Genomic DNA, 15,808 nt, shown 5'->3' with positions numbered 1-15,808 from the left:
AACGCAGAAGGTCAATGCATTTATGGGGCTTTCACGCGCATTCTGCCACCGACCTTAGTACGAAACCGGGGCAGACGGGCGATCGAAAGCCTGCTGACCAATTGACCACTACGCTGGTCAGAGCGGCATTCCGGGCGGCTGAAACCAACCCTGAAGCCCAGCTCTGAGAATAGACCAGCACGCCCGTAACCGGCCGCCAGGAGATAAGCCAATGAGTGATGACGCGATCCGCGCCAGTAAAATTTCCGACATTATTGCCAGCCGGCTGGAGTCGATGATTCTGGAAGGCAGCTTAGTACCCGGGCAGAAAATGCCGCCGGAACGCGAGCTGGCCGTGCAGTTCGAGGTATCGCGCCCATCGCTGCGCGAAGCCCTGCACAAGCTCGAAGCCAAAGGTCTGGTCACGCGCAAACAAGGCGGCGGTACGTTTGTTTCCGCCAATATTGGCCTGTCGTTTGTCGACCCGCTGATGCAGTTATTTCAGACCCACAGCGAATTTAATTACGACCTGCTGGAGTTCCGTCACGCACTGGAAGAAGTGGCCGCGCATTATGCCGCGCTGCGTGCGACCGACGCCGACCGCGAAATCATTGAACGCCGCTATATGGAATGGGAAGAAGGCCACCTGCAACGCATTGGCTACAAAGAAGAAGCCGAACTCGACTGGCGCTTTCACCTGTCGATTGCCGAAGCCTCGCACAATGCCGTACTGCTGCACTCGATGCGCGCCCTGTTCAACCTGTTCAAGCTGACCATTGCCACCAACCTGCAGTATCTGTACACCAAAGAAGACCGCCGCGATGAAATTCTGCGTCAGCACAAAGCGCTGAAAGACGCGGTATTAAGCCGCGACTCACAACAGGCGCAAAAAGCCGTGAACGATCATCTGGCCTTTGTTGAAGAAACCCTGCAGCAGAGCAGCCGCTTTGAAACCCACGCCAAACGCTCGCTGCGCCGGATTGGCCTGATGCTGTGATTTAAGGATTTTTTGTGGGGAATAAGGCGGGCGAATCGGGTCTTGATAGGACTGACTGATGCCTGAGATGTGACGACGGACTGGCGCTGGTGTCCGTTAAAGCGGGGTAGAACCCCTTAGTCATTTAAAGACCCTCATTAGGTAGTAGTGAGGTGTCTACTTTTCATGGGTAACTCGGCAACATAACGCCCCAGGTAAGGGGCGCATAGCAGCGTAGCTGCGGAGCGTCCCGCCCGTAGGGCGAACTTGACCTGTTTGTTATGTTTTTGATGCTGTGACATAAAAGCACCAAACACAATTGCTAAGTTCTCCTGCAGCAAAGACAATGCGCTTGCTTTCAGCTTCGACGTAGTAGGGCCACAACTTATGCCTTTGTTTGGGGTAGCTAGGATGAGGCACCTCAAATGTATCGGCCCCAAGATCATTCCATTCATAATCCCAGACGTTGATGCCATTAATTAATAATGGCTCTCCATCCGCAACGACTTTCAGTAATTGCCAATTTTCCATGGTTACTTACACATAACGCCCGCATTTGCGGCGGTTTTGTAGCGAGGCACGAGCGGAAAAACCGTCCAAGCCACGCAGTGGCTGATGCAACATGCGCTTGTTAATGCTTTTACGGTGACTCTGCGTCAATAAACACCTCTAAATTGACTAAAATTAGGGAAAGCTCTGAATAATTCTGTTTAAAAAACATTTCGTATGCCTTCTCAATCACTTTCATGTCTTCAGTGAGGTATACGGTTACCCAACGTTTCGTTCTTTCTTTGCCAAAACCAAAAAATGACCTCTCAGTTTTGTCATAGACTATGCCTAATAGGTAACCGTATTGGTTAGCCTCACCAGAAGCCGACAACCACAAAACTATATTGGTAATTTTATCAGTTACTCCAACAGTTGGTGAAACACCATTTTTCGCTTTATTTGCTTTCTCAATCTCTTCAACCCAAGGGAATTTATTAATAACAGCAATGAACTCATGAAAGTTGATGTTACCCATTTCATCAGATTGATCGAAAGCGTAACCACCACGTTGGATGTCATATATAAAATTATTTTCCATACAAAAAACATTTACGGCAAATAATAGTAGTGTTGCTAGGAAAGAAGTCTTCATAGAGCATTAACAGCTTATTAGTGTGCGTGCGCACTTATCCCGGGAGACTCTTTCGAGAAACCCCACATAACCTATTGAACAGCCTAATAAATCTTCCATAACTCGAAAGTCCCTTCCAGAAAAACGCGCATGCCTGTTAACTCTGCCCAGTGGCGCACATGAACTTGTAAACCAAGCTTATAACTTATTGATTCATCTGCTATTTACGTTACTACCGTCGGGCAAAACGAGCAAGCGCGAATGCAAAGCGTGCCTGATTGGCCAATTCCAGCGAAATACACTGGTTGTATAAACAGCACGCCTTTACATTCACAGATCAGCTGGAAAGATGCCGCCGCGACCAGCCTGATGCACTCAGGCGCAACGCCTGCGCTGAACGCGGTTGCACACTTATGATTCAGCAGGTTCTTATTTCACATGCCCGTCTGTCAAATGCCGACAGGCCAACAGCCTATATAAAGCCGGTTATTGGTTGCGTTCGGCGAACCATTGCCCGAGAAATTCGATGCATTGCACTACCCGCGCCGGTACAAAGTGCCGCGCCGGGTACAGGGCATACAGGGTGAGTTCCGGTTTACGCGCCTGCGGCAGCACTTCGACCAGCGTGCCGTCGGCCAGCGCATCGCGGCACAGAAACGATGGTGCCAGCCCCAGCCCCAGCCCGGCTTTCACCGCCCCCAGCATAAACATCACACTGTTGGCGCGCAGGCTGCCACTGATGTGCACGCCTTCGTCCACGGGCCAGAATTTTTTGCCTTTGAAATAACTGTATTCGAAGCAATTGTGCGCTTTCAGATCGGCGGCCGTGGTAATGGGCGGGTGGTGTTTTAAATAGTCGGGCGAGGCACACACATGGTATCCGAAGCGCAGCAGCGGCCGGCCGACGTAGGCCGAATCCAGCGGCTGGCTGGAGGCGCGGAAGCCCAGATCAAAGCCCTGCTCGACCAGATCAATGTCTTCATCGCCCAGATGCACGTCCAGCTCGATATCCGGATACGCGCGCATAAAATCGGCAAACATCAGCGACAGGTCGGTTAACCCCAGCGCCATCGGCGCGTTGATTTTCAGCCGGCCACGCGGTGCCTGCTGCAGGTCCTGCACAAAGCTGTCGGCGTCGTCGAGCTGAGCCAGAATATCGCGCGCCCGCTGCAGGTAGCCTTCCCCGGCCTGGGTCAGTTGCAGATTGCGTGTAGTACGGTGCAGCAGGCGCACGCCCAGATCGTCTTCCAGCCGGCTGATCTCTTTGCTGATCATGGATTTGGAGGTGTTCATCTGTTCCGCCAGCCGGGTAAAGCTGCCCAGATCCGCCAGCCGCACAAACAACTGTATAGCGCGCAGTTTATTCATAGCCCGTTACTCCCTGCGATTCGGTGTTAGGCGCCCGTTTAAGCCCAGAGCGGCGCTGTTTGTTGCCAGTGACGGTCGTCGCCAAAGTCCATTGCTCCCGGTGCCATTCGCTTCCGGAAGCCATTCGTCTTATCAGCCAAATTCGTTTCCAAAATGAGAACAACTGGTTCTCATTGTATCCATATATCTGACAACACCAAGCCCCTATTCTGCTTCTCAGGGGTCAGGCACAGACCAGAACGGTTAACCGGCCCTTCATTCAACGACTGACGGAGATAGCCATGTACACACTGTATTTCGTACCCGACGCCTGCTCACTGGCCACTCAGGTGGTGCTGCGCGAACTGGGCCAGAACGTAGAACTGATTCATAAACAGCAGGTGGCCGATTTCAGCCAGGTAAACCCGGTGGGCGTCGTGCCGGTACTGCACGACCGCGACCAGCCGGAAGGCGCGCAACTGCTGCGCGAGGGTGCCGCCATCATGCTGCACATTCTGGAAAAGCATCAGAGCCACTTACTGCCGGCGGCAGGCAGCGAGCGCCAGCAGGCGATCCGCAACATTATGTTTGCCAACGCCAGCATGCACCCGGCCTACAGCCGCCTGTTTTTTGCGGCGGCGAATATGGCCGACGACGACACCCGCCGCGCCTTTTTTGCCGCCGCCACCAACAGCATTAATGCCCTGTGGCGCGTGGTTGAACAACAACTGCAACAGCAGCCGTTTCTGGGGGGAAATCAGGTGTCGGCCGCCGACATCATGCTGACGGTGTATTCCCGCTGGGGCGCGGCTTTTCCGGTGGATATTGTCATCGGCGAAAAAACCCGGGCCATGATCAGCAATGTGATGGCGATGGACAGCTTCCGCGCGGCACTCGCAGCCGAACAGGACGCACAGCAGCAACTGCAATAAGCCGCAGTCAGTGCCCACTGACTGCCTGCATTAAACAGGGGGATGCGTTATGACGCTGGTAACGGAAGTGACGAACCATCAGGCAAGCACGCCGGAGGCAACTGTGGCTGGCGCCATGAGCAACCGGCCGCTTTCAGGCACCGCAAGCGCAGACGATTACGCTCAGATTAATCATCTGATCCGTGCGTATTTTACCGGTCTGCACGAAGGCGACAGTGAAAGGTTACGCCGTATTTTTCACGCCGACGCCGTATTAAAAGCCCCCGGGCTCAGACGCACGCTGGCCGAATGGCTGGCGCTGGTCAACGAACGGGAAACACCGCAACAGCGCGGTGACGCCTTCAGCTATCAGCTGCTGGCGATGGAAGTACTGAACGGGCAGGCCATGGTGAAAGTGCTGTGTCCCCTGCTTGGCCGGACCTATATCGACTTTCTCGGTTTACTGAAAGAACAGGGAAAGTGGCTGATCGTAAACAAAATGTACGCCGACCTTTAAATTGAAATAACGGAGCTTTTTATGCCTTACATTAATATTCAGATCACCGACGAACAGGTGACCAAAGAACAGAAACAGGCACTGATTGCCGGTGCTACACAACTGATGGTGGATGTGCTGAATAAAAATCCGGCGACCACTTTCGTGATCATCAATGAAATCAACACCGACAACTGGGGCATAGGTTTTGATCAGGTGACGGAATTGCGCAAAGCTCAGGCTTTAGCGAAAGGCCAAAAAACCTGAGATCAAAAAGCTGAGGCCCGACATCCTGGCCAGGCAATAATTCCGCTAAAGCGGGCAAGACAATAACGGGCACACCCTGTGTGTGCCCGTTATTCATCGTTTTCTAGACGGGTTTTTCCTGCTTCACCAGCGACCCCATGTATTTTTCAAACCGCTTCTGGCGGGTTTCGGTCTTCTTCGCGCTGCTGAGGCCGTAGGCAATGACATAGCGGTTCGATTTTGTGAGCGTGTCATAGAAGCGCCTGGCGTCGGGCACTTTCTCAAGGGCGGCCAGAAAATCCTCGGGCACGGTCATTTCACTGGCCACATAGGCGTTTTCCCAGCGGCCATCAGCCTGCGCCGCGTGCACATGAACCAACCCCGGCGCTTTCATACGGCCTTCGCTGATCAGGCGCTCGACGTGCTCCCGGTTCTTTTTCGACCACACACTGCGGGCTTGTCTGGGGGTGATGCGCTGAATATAGGATTCGTTATCCAGTGACTTTCTCAGGCCATCAATCCAGCCCCAGCACAGCGACTCAATCACCATCTCTTCCCAGGTGACGCTGGCAATGCCCGAGCCTTTCTTGAATATCCGCACCCAGAGTTCACGCTCAGAACCGTGGTTCAGTGCCAGCCATTGGTCAAGGTCGTTCGACGTGGCAAAGCTCAGATGGGCGGACAAATGGGTGGCAGACATAGAACCGACTCTGGTTGCAATAACGCTGCAGCTTTGCGTGTCGCTGCGGCGTTATTCATGAATTGATTGATATTTCAGACTGGAATAACGCCAGCCGACACTAAGCCGACTGGCGCTGAAACACTCAAGCATTAAAACGCTAAAGCATCAAAATGACAGAGCGTTAAAACCGCCAGGCGATAAAGCGACTGTTTTTCTGCCCCTGGGCCATCGGCACGATGCGCACGTCGGCCGCTTCCAGCTGACGCAGCACACGCTTGAGATCAGGCAGGTTTTCATCGCGGGATACCAGACTGGTAAACCAACCCACCTGAGCGCCAAACTCTTTGCTCTCACGCATCATGCGTTTAACAAAAGCCAGTTCACCACCTTCGCACCAGAGTTCGTTGCTCTGACCACCAAAGTTGCGATTGGTCGATTTATGCTCGCCTTTTAAGTTGCGCCATTTACGGATCGCCTGACCTTCGGCTTCTTTCTGCGAACCGAAGAAGGGTGGATTGCACAACATCAGATCGAAATAGTCGCCGGCTTTGATAATGCCGGTGAACAATAAATCGGGTTTGCGCTGCATGCGGATATCAATGCCTGCCAGCGTTGGGTTTTCGGTCACCAGTTTGTGCGCGTTGCGGATGGCCGCGGCATCACAATCGGTGGCAACAAATTGCCAGCCAAAGGCGCGGCTGCCCAGAATCGGGTAAATCAGGTTGGCGCCAGTGCCGATATCCAATACGCGCAGCGGTGCGTCTGATTCTTTCTGGCGCGGCAGATCTTTCAGGTGGCACAGGTAATCCATGCGCCCCGGAATGGGCGGGCACAAAAAGCCGTCAGGCAGATGCCAGTGCTCGACACCATACACGTGTTTCAGCAGCGCGCGGTTAAGGCACACCACCGCCTGCTTGTCGCTGAAATCGATGGTCTGTTCGCCACGCGGATTCGGCGCTAAAAAGCCGGCCAGTTCCGGTACGGCCTGCACCAGTGCATCCATATCGTAGCGGCCCTGATGCGGGTTCTGCGGATGCAGACCCGCGGCTTTTTCTTTCCACGGGTTGGCGGCGCCTTCGGTACGGGGTTTGTAATCGTCACGCGGGCGCGCGCCATCGCGGCCGCCGAAACCGCTGCGCGGACGCTCTTCGCGGGAGAAACTGCGCTCGCCGCGTGCAGTGCCACGGTCCGGGCCACGCTCGTTGCGGCTGAAGCTACGGTCACCGCGTTCTCCGCTGCGTTCAGAACCGCGCTCAGAACCGCGATCATTACGGCTGAAATTACGGTCACCACGATCACCGCTGCGTTCAGAACCGCGCTCAGAGCCACGCTCGTTACGGCTGAAACTACGGTCACCGCTGCGGTCATTGCGACCATAGCCACGGTCAGTGCGCTCACCGCGTGCTGAGCTACGTTCGTTGCTGCGGAAATCACGGCGATCGTCTGCGCGGGCAGGACGGCCTTCACGCTGTTCGTAGGCGGATTTGCCAGACGACTTGTCGTACGGTTTACGCTCGGATGAGCGGGACTGGTCATCACGACCTTTATTGCGCCATTCGCCACGACCTTCTGAGCGGCCTTCGCTGCGTTTGTCGAAACGGTCACCGTGCGCCGGCGTACGCTCTTTACGCTCGTACGGACGGGACGACCGTTCGCCATCGGCTGAGCGTGGCGGGCGATCATCACGCGGGGCGCTGCGGGAACCATCACGCGGCGGCTGGTCACGACGGTCGTAAGGCTTGTGGTCGGCGCGGGGGTCGCGGCGGCCATAGGGCGACTGACCAGCCTCAGACGGGAAAGCCTTAGCATCCGGTTCGCCAGAGCGATCCTGTTCTGCTGAATCTGTCGTTTGGCGGGACGATCTTTCCCAGGGATTTTTTGATGAGCTCAAGGCGGTATACCAAGGATGGAATTGCGCACATGATAGCAGAGCCAGCCGTTTAAAATAAAAAGCCCCGCAGAGCGGGGCTTGTGTCATTTACGGCACGGTAACACGATTCGGGTCCGGATCCTCGACATCAAGAATTCCGTCACCGTCGGTATCGACCGGAATCTCGATGTTGTCGAGCCAAACGGTATCCTGCCCGGCCACGGTGCCGCCGTCTTTCGTGTAGCGCCACTCGAAGGCGTGCTGACCTGCCGTTACCGCAAAGTCGGCGGATGCCAGCCATCCTGTTTCACCTGAATAGCTGGCCATTTCGACTCCGTCGATCATAAAGATCAGGCGGTCGTAGTCTTGCTCGGTACTGGTTTTCACGCGGAAGCGCACATTGCCGGAACCGGTTACCAAAGACATCCCCAGACTGGCGCTGCTGTTATCGGCGACAGTAGAGCCGATTTTCACGGCATAACTGCCGGCATAAGCCTCATCGTCGCTGACCTGCCAGATCTGGCCGCCATTACGCCAGTTCGGCGGCAGTTGCCCCAGCTCAAAGCCTTCCATGCCCAGCTCGGACAAATAGGCTTCCTGCATCCAGGCCACCGGCATCGGACGGTTTACGTTGGTATTGGAGCCTACACCGAGTTCACCGGAATAGTTGTTCCCCATAGCGTAGGTAATACCCTTACGCTGAATAAAGCTGGAGTAGCTGCCTGCTCCGATCAGATCGACCGCATCAGCGATCAGGCAGCCCGTAGACGCCCCATAGGAACTGCATGCCCCCAAGGCATAGCCACTGCCCGCCCCGTAAAGCTCACCGTTATTTTTCAACCAAACAGAATGGCCGTACCCGGCTGCAACCGCTGTGACGTCTGCGGCAATCCACACCGGCACGTTACGGTTTACAGTGCTGCCATCACCAAGGGAGCCGTCGTATCCGTTGTAACCCCAACCAAACAGATCGCCTTGTTCATCAATGGCAAAACTATGATTTCCACCCGCCGCGATCTGGCGAATGCCACTGATTTTGCTGACGGTTTGCCAACCACTGGCGGAGCTGAAGCTGCCGATACCCAGCTGGCCATCGCCATTGCTACCGCTGGACATGACAGAGCCATCTTCCAACAGCGCCAGCACATGGTAATAACCGCCAGCTAACTGGCGGACGTTAGCGATGCTGTTATCGGTAGTAATGGACGACAAGTCGTAAAGATAACTTTGCCAAACGGTGCCGTCCTCTGCCAGAAGCCACAAATAAGCCCCTGCCTGCACAAGCTGAGTAAACACAGTATTTTCCGGCGCGGTCACCTGCGCCGGCAAGAGCTGACCATAGCCCCAACCCCATACCGAGCCATCGCTGCGCAGTGCAACAGTGCGTTCGAAGCTACCAGAACCAAGCGCAAAATCCTGGACGTCCGTCATTGCCAGCACAGGAACATTGCTGGCAACTGTGTCACCAGTGCCCAGTTGTCCGTTACTGTTATTACCCCAGAGGTAGAGCGCGCCATCATCAAACAGAGCACCACTATAATTACTGTTCTGACTGCCTTCTATTTTCACCAGGGCGGGTAATTGCGTATTGCGGATGCGGATCAGAATCTGGCCTTCAGCCGTACTGTACTCATCCTGGGCGGTATACCCTATGCTCAGCCAGCCGATGTAATCCGCTGGCGCGGTATAAAGGTATTCACCATCAACCTGCTGCAAAGTACCGACATCGGGTGAATCCACACTGATCAGCTGAATACTGCCACCGCTGCTATCGTTAGCGAGTGGGTCCAGCACCACAGTCTGGCTGCTGCCGACCTGCACAAGATCGAGAGTGGTTTTAAGATTAGCAACAATCGGGTTGGTACCAGCCAGAAACTCAGCGATGTTGTTTTCTCCATCACCGTCTGAATCATCATCCGGGTACGCATTCCAGTAATATCCGAAATATTCGCTTTCCCACTCATCGGCCAAACCATCGGCGTCATTGTCCTCGCTGTAGCGCGCATCATCCGGGAAGGCGTCTATGCCATCGTGCACGCCATCACCATCGCGGTCGTCCAGCGGTTCTGTACCCGCCACAAACTCATCGGCATCGGACACACCATCGCCGTCGCTATCGGCTGAGCCATCGTTGGCACCTAACCAGCCAAAATATTGGTACTCCCATTCATCGGGCAGACCATCGGCGTCGTTATCCTGCGAATAACGGGCATCGTCGGGGAAGGCATCCATCGTATCCGGAATGCCATCACCGTCGCGGTCGTTTTCGCTCGGCACAGGCACGCTGACATAATCATCCAGATAATTCGGAATGCCGTCGTTATCGGCGTCGCCCGGCGTTGGGCCATGAATACCGTGAATAAAATCGAGATAGACTTTGCCCGGAACAACAGGCTCTGAACTGCAGCAATACATAGGCATTACTGACAGGGTTGCCTGATAACGGCCCGCCGCAACGTGCGCAACAGCCACCAACCATTGGTCATAGCCACTGATGCTGGAATTACCATCAAAATTGGTCGGGGTCGGCAACTCGATGTAATGGTAAGTGCCCAAGCCGTCTATTGGCTGCAATTCGAACGCTACACGCAGCAACTGCTCTGGCTTATCAATACCTTCAAAATAAATGCGGCTGGCGATATCACTGCCATCCAGATCCAGAACAAAAGACAGCTGCGGATAACCTGCCGAATAATCTCCGGCACCGCCAGCCATCAGAGAATACTGGCCAGAGTATGCACGCGTGTTGGTAACGCTCCACAAAGCATTCGCTGTGTTGCTCCAACCGTCGGGCAGACTGCCGTTTTCGAAATCGAAACGCAGATGATTCAGTGGACTGCCAGTGGTAAATGCCTGCAGATCGGAGATGCCGTCGTTGTCGTAATCGGACGTTGCCGTTGCCGTTGTCAGGTCCCCCAGCAGCCTCAGTTCCCATTCATCGGCAATGCCGTCGGCGTCGGTATCCAGTTTGTACAGAGGATTCTGAGGAAAGGCATCTGTGGAGTCGGGTGCACCGTCACCATCGGCGTCATTTTCGCTCACCAGCCAATCGACACTGATCAGGCGCTGACTGTTATCAGAAAATGTCAGGCGCAGACTGACGGTGCCAGAGCTGCCAACCGCCTCGACAGGCACCTGGCCAGTCATGATTAAACCATCCCAGATCTGCAATACCGTCAACCAGGCCGGCGCCTCCAGAACTTCTACACTGGCCGGATTACAAGCCTCTAGGTTGTAGCCCCCATCATTGCCGCTAACGTATTCCCGGCATGGATAATGTTCATAGATGGAAGTACCGGAAATCAGCTGCAGCGTATCGTTTTCCTGAATGGCCACTCCATGTTCCGAGGCCTGAACAATGACCTCGTCGGAATTAGTATTAAACGCTGTGATGCCTACCCGCAGTGACGGATTCAGAACGAAACGGTCGTCATCCGGTATCGCAACCGGAACGGACTTACGGGTTTCTCCGGCTGGGATTAATACCGCATAACGGCGATAGTCGTAGTAGTAATAATCACCGCTGTAAGAGAGGTTATATTCAAGTTCCAACGACTCTGTCAGTGGGGCCGACAACACAAAATCAAAGCTACCGCTTTCGCCTTCTGTCAGATTACCCTCAACCCGCACAATCACCGCAGACGAAACCTCAACGGTCACATTCAGTTCTGCCGAATTTACGCCATCGCTGACAACAACCGAAAATATGAAATTGCCCGCACTTGCCGGGCGGCCACCCAACTGAAGCTGGTCATGAGTGCGGCCGGTTATTTCAACCCAATCAGGTTTGTCCTTCAGCTGTACATCCAGGTTTTCTGGCTGCTCATCCCATAAGGAAATCGTCGCCTGCCACCACTCACCAACCGATGCATCTGACTTGCTCATTAAATTAATATCTGGAATCTGGTCGGCGTCGCAGTCGTAACTGATGCTGGTGACTTCTTCATCATCCAGATACTGGTCTGCATCGGCATCAAGGCCGACCATGATTTTGGTACCATAGCCGACACAATTGTTCTCGCCCTGTACCGGCACAGTGCGTATCAGCAACCGGTCAAAATCGGCATTGCCGTCTGCTCCGTCTGCTCCGTCTGCTCCATTACAAATGTAATGAGTCGCCGTCACTTCTGTGCTGTCCAACAGACCATTGGTGTTTAGATCGTCGCCCGCTTCTACCTTCAGGCCACCGGCGGCGCAATGCTCACCCGCCGGTTCAACAGAGATCGAAAGTCTCGGAACTGGCAGGGTAATTTCCCGCGAAATACCATTGCAGAGACTCTCGGACTGTAACACCTCTCCGGCCTGTAAAATGCCGTCAGCATTGGCATCATTACCCGTTGCAATGGTTTTACCGCCTGCAGGGCAAACCGCCTCGGATGCATCAGATAAACTCACCAACTGCACGGACTGCAGGCAAACTTTGTCGGAAGACAAGCGCTCACCATCGTCCAGCAGAGTATTGCCGTTTAGGTCATTAAAGAGTTCAAAAACCTGAAATTGCCCGGAGCAGGACGCATCACCGGCAGAAAAGGAGGTTGCCAGACGCACGCTAGCAACACTGAAAGACGCACCTGCTTCACCATTACAGACATAACCAGAGCTGCTGATTTCATCGTCGCCCAGCAGACCGTCTTTATCGTCATCTGTGCCTGTTTCGATCTTCACGCCACCGGCCGGGCAATTATCGCCAGCGGGTTCGACCCCGGTATTAATCAGTGCAGATGGCAGATATTCGGCATTGCCATTACAGAGAACGTGGGATTCATCGACCTCTGCAACGGACAAAACCCCATCGGCATCATCATCCCAACCAATGGATAGCTGCTTACCGCCGGCTGGACAGCTGGATTCAGGGGCATCTTTAACAAAAAACAACGTCCGGTTTGCAGCACCATGACAGAGTACCAGTGTTCTGCTGTCGTCGATCTCGACGTTATCCAGACGGCCATTACCGTTGGTGTCGATACCAAGATGAATTTCTACACCACCATCCGGGCAATCCGATGTTGAGGCCGACATGGCTTCAACCATTGAATCGAATTGCTTCAGTGATGTATCCGGATTTTCCGGGGATGGATTGGTTCCGGAATTGGCACCCGCAGAATCATCTGAGCCAGTAGAACCGGCACCGCAGGCGGAAAGAAGCACAGCAAAAAACAGAGCCGCAAAACGAGGCGCCATCATAAAATCATCCCTGATCAGTAAGGTGCGCGCGAGGCTAGATAAGTTTTTTATCAGTGTCAATGTTCGATCACGACCAGTTTGCTGTCACAAAATGCGGTATTCACGTATGCTTCTGGCTATCCGAAATCTTTGCCTGGACACGTTATGAGCGAATTGCTCGCGACCTTTATTTTCTTTTTTGCCGTGATCGACCCGATTGGCACCGTGCCTGTCTTTATTGCGGTAACGGCTCACTATTCAGAGGCCGCCAAGCGCCGCATTGCGCTGCGGGCGACCTTCTATTCGGCGCTGATTCTGGTGTTTTTTGTGGTGGCCGGCGAGGTCATCCTGAATGCCATCAATATTCCCTTGTCGGCCTTCCAGATCGCAGGCGGCATTGTGCTGTTCCTGTTTGCACTGACCATGATTTTTGGCGAGGGCAAACCCGCCGAAGAGAAGAAGGCCGTCAGCGACGGTAAAGAAACCGCGATATTTCCGCTTGCCGTTCCGTCCATTGCCAGCCCCGGTGCCATGCTGGGTGCGGTGCTGATGACGGAAAACAACCGCTTCAGTCTGCTCGAACAGTCGCAGACCACTGCCCTGATGCTGGCGGTGCTGGCCATTGTGCTGCTGCTGTTACTGGGCGCCAGCTATGTGCACCGCCTGATCGGCGACAGTGGCGCCAGCATCATCAGCCGGGTGATGGGGCTGATTCTGGCTTCGGTAGCTGTGAGCAATATTCTGTCGGGCATCAAAACCTATTTTGCTCTCTGAACCGGTCTTCAGCCCGGCCTTCCAGCACGACGCTCCAAGGCAGCCTTGCGATAAAGGCAAACAAAAGCGGCGATGTTATTAAGGGCAACGCACACAGCAATAAAAAAGGGGCAAAAGCCCCTTTTTTATTATCTGCGTCGTTCTGCCAGGCATCCCCTGTGTCCTTCGACAACCAGCGGAGGCTGAAGGACGCTCTGTCAGCAACGGCTCAGCGGCGTGGAGGACGCATCTCGTCTTCGCTCAGGGTGCCGCTGCCATCACGATCCATCTTATCGAACATCTCACTCAGGAAACGGTCGGAAGCGGCTTCGTCCTGACTGATCTCGCCATCGCCGTCGGTATCCAGATCACTGAAGGATGGCGGCTGACCGGCGCCTTTTCCGCCGTCCTGACCACCCTGCCCCGGCTGTTTGAGTTCATCCTCGGTCAGGGTGCCGTCGTTATTGGTATCGAGTTCGGAAAATTTGTCGGCCAGAAAGCGGTCATCGCTCACTTCGTCTTCGGTCAGATAGCCACTGCCGTCGGTGTCCAGCTGGCTGAAACTTTTTGCCTTACCGGGCATGTCCGGGCGGCTGTTGTCGGCGTGGGTGACGGACAGACCAAAACTGACGAACGACGCCAGCATCAGCGGCATCAGGGATAAAGTGCGCATAGAAGTTCCTTACAAAGAATGTGTGCGGAACTCAGGCAGCGGATCGCCGTGGAAGTTTTGAATCGCCGGGTAAAGTCGCGGTAAAGGCGCAAGCCAGCGGGTTTTGCAAAATGATAATGAGGTGTTTGAAAGACAGCTTCTAACGGATAGTCAGAGGAAGTGTGATTGGGGTGTTGCCACAACACCCCGGCACCTTGCGGCGCAAACCGGACGCATCCGGATAAAGGGTCGTGCGCGTGTCAGTTAAGTCGGGTTTTCAGGACGTCGACCAGCAGGTCCATTTTGGTGGTCTGTACCGGCGTGTAAACGGTATGGGCCTTACGTTCTGTCTGTTTATCAATGGCTTCCGGCTGTGATGTTTCCTTTGCCCCCGCGACGGTGGCACTGGCCATACAGGCGATACCGGCTAACCAATTTACCTTGCTCATAACAACCTCCGCGCTCTGCGCTGTGATTATTGTTCTGACCCGCTGCGCTCACGCGGCAACAAGTCTTACAAGCTTAGTCAGACATTAGCGTGTTTATATCCCGGAGAATGTTAATAAATATGCAACAGGCTGTACCCATTATTCACGGGTTAACCGGCAGCTTTTCTTTGCCAACCGGCGTGAATTTTGCGTAGGATCAGCCTGCCTTGCGCAAGAAGACGCGCAAATGCGACAGTCCTGCTTCTGCAGCAGCCTGTCGGTATGGAAGTTTCTGAATCAAGGATTTATCAATGAAGTTTTATGTTCTGCCAGCTCTGGCGACCTCTCTTTTAGCCTTCAATGCAGCACAAGCCGCGGAATTCAGTGATGAGCTGACCTTCGACTACATGAGTAGCGAAGCTGAGTCTTACAGCAACGATGTGCTGATGGCGCAGCTGACTCACTATCTGGCACCGGTTAATACCGATGGCGGCCCACTGGCTGAGGCAGCCTTTCTGGGCAAAGCAAGCAGTGTGAAAATTGCCATAGGTCACAGCAGCTCTGATTACGGCTCGGGTATTGAAAGTAGTGGTATTCCTCTGGCGGCTGGCATCACCTTCGTTACACCGGATCAGCCGATCGTGCTCAAAGCCAATTACATCCGCATCAAGGAAGATTTTGAATCGCCTTACGATGGTGACTTCACCAATAAGATACTGGTACTTGGGGGTGGTTACTTCATCAACGACCGGACTCTGGCCTCTTTCTCTTACAAAAAGACTGACATTACCGGACTAGTTCACGGCAACACCAAAAGCTACACCTTTGGAGCCAAACACCTTGCCGATCTGGGCAATGGCCAGGCCTTCAACATGAGTGTTGTACTCAGCCACAGCGTGCCAAATGGTGGAGATGACGCGACCTCAGTTGTGCTGGCTGCAGATTATTATCCAATGCCAACATTCAGCGTTGGTGCCAGCGTAGCGCAAGCGATGAGCGATGACGATAACTATGATGCAACCGCACTGAATCTGAACGCACGCGCTTTTATCCGCGATGACCTGTCTCTGGCATTCACCTATACCAACAACAGCATCGGCGACAGCGATATCGACTCTACGGAGTTTGGCATTTCCGTAACTGCCCGCTTCTGATTTTCAGCAGGCAAAAAAAGCCCGGCCAATT

The 15,808-nt window shown here is 54.1% G+C and carries 14 protein-coding genes; 6 read left to right on the top strand and 8 right to left on the bottom strand.

Features of this window, described 5'->3' with window-relative positions:
- Window positions 1–211 precede the first annotated feature (211 nt).
- The gene (locus ACQUQU_RS05065) at window positions 212–976 is read left to right on the top strand and encodes a GntR family transcriptional regulator (RefSeq protein WP_430462164.1); all 765 of its coding nucleotides are present in this window, start codon (window positions 212–214) and stop codon (window positions 974–976) included.
- 258 nt (window positions 977–1,234) lie between these two features.
- Here ACQUQU_RS05065 and ACQUQU_RS05060 read toward each other — a convergent pair whose 3' ends face one another.
- The 3 genes from ACQUQU_RS05060 to ACQUQU_RS05050 all read right to left on the bottom strand — a co-directional run bounded on the left by ACQUQU_RS05060 (window position 1,235) and on the right by ACQUQU_RS05050 (window position 3,443).
- A complete protein-coding gene (locus ACQUQU_RS05060; RefSeq protein ID WP_430462163.1) occupies window positions 1,235–1,486 on the bottom strand; it encodes a hypothetical protein in 252 nt (83 codons plus the stop codon).
- 109 nt (window positions 1,487–1,595) lie between these two features.
- Window positions 1,596–2,042: a hypothetical protein gene (locus ACQUQU_RS05055; RefSeq protein WP_430462162.1), complete on the bottom strand. Its 447-nt coding sequence runs from the start codon at window positions 2,040–2,042 to the stop codon at window positions 1,596–1,598.
- Window positions 2,043–2,561: 519 nt separating this feature from the next.
- Window positions 2,562–3,443, bottom strand: coding sequence for a LysR family transcriptional regulator (locus ACQUQU_RS05050; protein ID WP_430462161.1), 882 nt, complete (start codon window positions 3,441–3,443; stop codon window positions 2,562–2,564).
- A 281-nt stretch (window positions 3,444–3,724) separates the two neighbouring features.
- On the opposite strand from ACQUQU_RS05050, the gene ACQUQU_RS05045 reads away from it, so the two are divergent.
- From ACQUQU_RS05045 to ACQUQU_RS05035, 3 genes are read left to right on the top strand one after another with little or no spacing between them, the layout of a single operon-like run.
- A complete protein-coding gene (locus ACQUQU_RS05045) occupies window positions 3,725–4,354 on the top strand; it encodes a glutathione S-transferase family protein (protein WP_430462160.1) in 630 nt (209 codons plus the stop codon).
- A gap of 49 nt (window positions 4,355–4,403) precedes the next feature.
- Entirely contained in the window at window positions 4,404–4,850 is a 447-nt protein-coding gene (locus tag ACQUQU_RS05040; RefSeq protein ID WP_430462159.1) for a nuclear transport factor 2 family protein, read from the top strand.
- Between the two features lie 21 nt (window positions 4,851–4,871).
- A complete protein-coding gene (locus tag ACQUQU_RS05035; RefSeq protein WP_430462158.1) occupies window positions 4,872–5,096 on the top strand; it encodes a tautomerase family protein in 225 nt (74 codons plus the stop codon).
- Window positions 5,097–5,199: 103 nt separating this feature from the next.
- Here ACQUQU_RS05035 and ACQUQU_RS05030 read toward each other — a convergent pair whose 3' ends face one another.
- From ACQUQU_RS05030 to ACQUQU_RS05020, 3 genes are all read right to left on the bottom strand, one after another.
- The gene (locus ACQUQU_RS05030) at window positions 5,200–5,775 is read right to left on the bottom strand and encodes a YdeI/OmpD-associated family protein (RefSeq protein ID WP_430462157.1); all 576 of its coding nucleotides are present in this window, start codon (window positions 5,773–5,775) and stop codon (window positions 5,200–5,202) included.
- 163 nt (window positions 5,776–5,938) lie between these two features.
- Complete coding sequence (rlmF, locus tag ACQUQU_RS05025; protein ID WP_430462156.1) at window positions 5,939–7,648, bottom strand: 23S rRNA (adenine(1618)-N(6))-methyltransferase RlmF; 1,710 nt, start codon at window positions 7,646–7,648, stop codon at window positions 5,939–5,941.
- Window positions 7,649–7,735: 87 nt separating this feature from the next.
- Window positions 7,736–12,871 carry a DUF7151 family protein gene (locus ACQUQU_RS05020; RefSeq protein ID WP_430462155.1) on the bottom strand — a complete coding sequence of 1,712 codons (5,136 nt, stop codon included), beginning with the start codon at window positions 12,869–12,871 and terminating at the stop codon, window positions 7,736–7,738.
- 84 nt (window positions 12,872–12,955) lie between these two features.
- Here ACQUQU_RS05020 and ACQUQU_RS05015 point away from each other — a divergent pair, with 84 nt between their 5' ends.
- The gene (locus tag ACQUQU_RS05015; protein WP_430462154.1) at window positions 12,956–13,564 is read left to right on the top strand and encodes a MarC family protein; all 609 of its coding nucleotides are present in this window, start codon (window positions 12,956–12,958) and stop codon (window positions 13,562–13,564) included.
- Between the two features lie 208 nt (window positions 13,565–13,772).
- On the opposite strand, the gene ACQUQU_RS05010 is transcribed toward ACQUQU_RS05015, so the two are convergent.
- Together ACQUQU_RS05010 and ACQUQU_RS05005 are read right to left on the bottom strand one after the other, a co-directional pair.
- Entirely contained in the window at window positions 13,773–14,216 is a 444-nt protein-coding gene (locus ACQUQU_RS05010; protein ID WP_430462153.1) for an EF-hand domain-containing protein, read from the bottom strand.
- Between the two features lie 239 nt (window positions 14,217–14,455).
- Window positions 14,456–14,644 (bottom strand): hypothetical protein, encoded by a 189-nt coding sequence (locus tag ACQUQU_RS05005; protein ID WP_430462152.1) that lies wholly within the window; start codon window positions 14,642–14,644, stop codon window positions 14,456–14,458.
- 290 nt (window positions 14,645–14,934) lie between these two features.
- Here ACQUQU_RS05005 and ACQUQU_RS05000 point away from each other — a divergent pair, with 290 nt between their 5' ends.
- Complete coding sequence (locus ACQUQU_RS05000; RefSeq protein WP_430462151.1) at window positions 14,935–15,777, top strand: putative porin; 843 nt, start codon at window positions 14,935–14,937, stop codon at window positions 15,775–15,777.
- Window positions 15,778–15,808 lie beyond the last annotated feature (31 nt).

Source organism: Thalassolituus sp. LLYu03 (assembly GCF_050507655.1).
Lineage (GTDB): Bacteria > Pseudomonadota > Gammaproteobacteria > Pseudomonadales > Oceanobacteraceae > Venatoribacter.
This window is presented reverse-complemented; position numbering and strand designations above follow the sequence as displayed.

Excerpts from the sequence above, each read along its gene's own strand:
- ACQUQU_RS05065 (WP_430462164.1), top strand. The coding sequence starts at position 212 with ATGAGTGATGACGCGATCCGCGCCAGTAAAATTTCCGACATTATTGCC.
- ACQUQU_RS05060 (WP_430462163.1), bottom strand. The coding sequence starts at position 1,486 with ATGGAAAATTGGCAATTACTGAAAGTCGTTGCGGATGGAGAGCCATTA.
- ACQUQU_RS05055 (WP_430462162.1), bottom strand. The coding sequence starts at position 2,042 with ATGGAAAATAATTTTATATATGACATCCAACGTGGTGGTTACGCTTTC.
- ACQUQU_RS05050 (WP_430462161.1), bottom strand. The coding sequence starts at position 3,443 with ATGAATAAACTGCGCGCTATACAGTTGTTTGTGCGGCTGGCGGATCTG.
- ACQUQU_RS05045 (WP_430462160.1), top strand. The coding sequence starts at position 3,725 with ATGTACACACTGTATTTCGTACCCGACGCCTGCTCACTGGCCACTCAG.
- ACQUQU_RS05040 (WP_430462159.1), top strand. The coding sequence starts at position 4,404 with ATGACGCTGGTAACGGAAGTGACGAACCATCAGGCAAGCACGCCGGAG.
- ACQUQU_RS05035 (WP_430462158.1), top strand. The coding sequence starts at position 4,872 with ATGCCTTACATTAATATTCAGATCACCGACGAACAGGTGACCAAAGAA.
- ACQUQU_RS05030 (WP_430462157.1), bottom strand. The coding sequence starts at position 5,775 with ATGTCTGCCACCCATTTGTCCGCCCATCTGAGCTTTGCCACGTCGAAC.
- ACQUQU_RS05015 (WP_430462154.1), top strand. The coding sequence starts at position 12,956 with ATGAGCGAATTGCTCGCGACCTTTATTTTCTTTTTTGCCGTGATCGAC.
- ACQUQU_RS05010 (WP_430462153.1), bottom strand. The coding sequence starts at position 14,216 with ATGCGCACTTTATCCCTGATGCCGCTGATGCTGGCGTCGTTCGTCAGT.
- ACQUQU_RS05005 (WP_430462152.1), bottom strand. The coding sequence starts at position 14,644 with ATGAGCAAGGTAAATTGGTTAGCCGGTATCGCCTGTATGGCCAGTGCC.
- ACQUQU_RS05000 (WP_430462151.1), top strand. The coding sequence starts at position 14,935 with ATGAAGTTTTATGTTCTGCCAGCTCTGGCGACCTCTCTTTTAGCCTTC.